Raw genomic sequence first — 1,574 nt, forward strand, 5'->3', positions numbered from 1 at the left:
ATTTTTGTCAGCTCGCCGAGTGTCTCCAGTTCGGCAAACTGCGCGCGATCGTTGGCGTCGGCGATCGAGCCGGGGCGCAGGCCATCGCCGAGCGAGAACGAGACGTCATACTTGCGCATGAGGTCGCAGATCTCGTCGAAATGGGTGTAGAGGAAACTCTCCTTGTGATGCGCGAGGCACCACTTCGCCATGATCGAGCCGCCGCGCGACACGATGCCGGTGACCCGGTTGGCGGTGAGGTGGATGTAGGACAGCCGTACGCCGGCGTGGATCGTGAAATAGTCGACGCCCTGTTCGCACTGCTCGATCAGGGTGTCCTTGTAGAGCTCCCAGGTCAGCTTGACGGGATCGCCTTCGCACTTCTCCAGCGCCTGGTAGATCGGCACGGTGCCGATCGGCACCGGCGAGTTGCGCAAAATCCATTCGCGGGTGGTGTGGATGTTGCGCCCGGTCGAGAGGTCCATCACGGTGTCGGCGCCCCAGCGGATCGCCCACACCATCTTGTCGACCTCTTCCTCGACCGACGAGGTCACCGCCGAGTTGCCGATATTGGCGTTGATCTTGGTCAGGAAGTTGCGGCCGATGATCATCGGCTCGAGCTCGGCATGGTTGATGTTGGAGGGGATGATGGCGCGGCCGCGCGCGATCTCGCTGCGGACGAATTCCGGGGTGATGAAGGCCGGCACCGCGGCGCCGAAGCTCTCGCCGTCGGCGAGTGCCGCCTCGGCGCGCTCGAGCTGCTGCTTGCGGCCGAGATTCTCGCGCTCGGCGACGTAGATCATCTCCTTGGTGATGATGCCGGCGCGGGCGAATTCGAGCTGGGTGATCTTATGGCCGTCGATGCCGCGCAACGGCTTGTGGTGCGCGGTGAACGCCTTAGCGGCATGCGACGCGCCGACATTGCCGTTGTCCTCCGGCTTGATGTCGCGGCCGACATACTCCTCGACGCCGCCGCGCTCCTTGACCCAGGCGAGGCGATTGCGCGACAGGCCGCTGTTGACGTCGATCGTCACGGCCGGATCGGTGTAGGGGCCCGAGGTGTCATAGACCGGCAGGTTCGGCTCGCCGGCGCCCTCGGACAGGATGATCTCGCGCAAGGGAACGCGGATGTCGGGCGCGGCCTCCGGGGTCGCGAAGATCTTGCGCGATGAGGGCAGCGAGCCGGTCGTGACGGCGGGGAGCGTGGTGTCGGGGTTGGAGCGGATGTTCATGGGATCCTCCGTTTTAATTCGTGTGCGTGAATGTCGTGGTTCTCGTCACCCTGAGGTGCTCGCGAAGCGAGCCTCGAAGGGTGAACGAGCCGGGCCGTCGCCCTTCGAGGGCCGCTGAAGAAGCGGCCACCTCAGGGTGACGGGATCGATAGTGTGCAACGCGTGCCATCACGCGGCCTCCGCACGGATGCCGAGCCATTGCCGCACCCGCGCGTCGGGGTCGGCGTTCTGGGTGACGTCACTGACGACGGCGATCGAATCGGCGCCGGCGGCGAAGATCTCGGCGGCGTGCTCGAACTTGATGCCGCCGATCGCGACAAGGGGGATCGCGCCGATGCGCTTCTTCCACTCGGTGATCTTCGG

2 protein-coding genes are annotated in these 1,574 nt (G+C 65.3%); both read right to left on the reverse strand.

Translation table 11 applies throughout. The features are described 5' to 3' along the window. Positions 1–1,211 (reverse strand): phosphomethylpyrimidine synthase ThiC (gene thiC / locus VF497_RS06250; RefSeq protein ID WP_330886777.1); only part of this gene is annotated, 1,211 nt, incomplete at its 3' end. A 168-nt stretch (positions 1,212–1,379) separates the two neighbouring features. Beyond that, the coding region (locus VF497_RS06255; protein ID WP_330886779.1) for a thiamine phosphate synthase at positions 1,380–1,574 on the reverse strand (195 nt) is incomplete at its 5' end.

It is taken from the genome of Rudaea sp., from assembly GCF_036383415.1.
Lineage (GTDB): Bacteria > Pseudomonadota > Gammaproteobacteria > Xanthomonadales > Rhodanobacteraceae > Rudaea.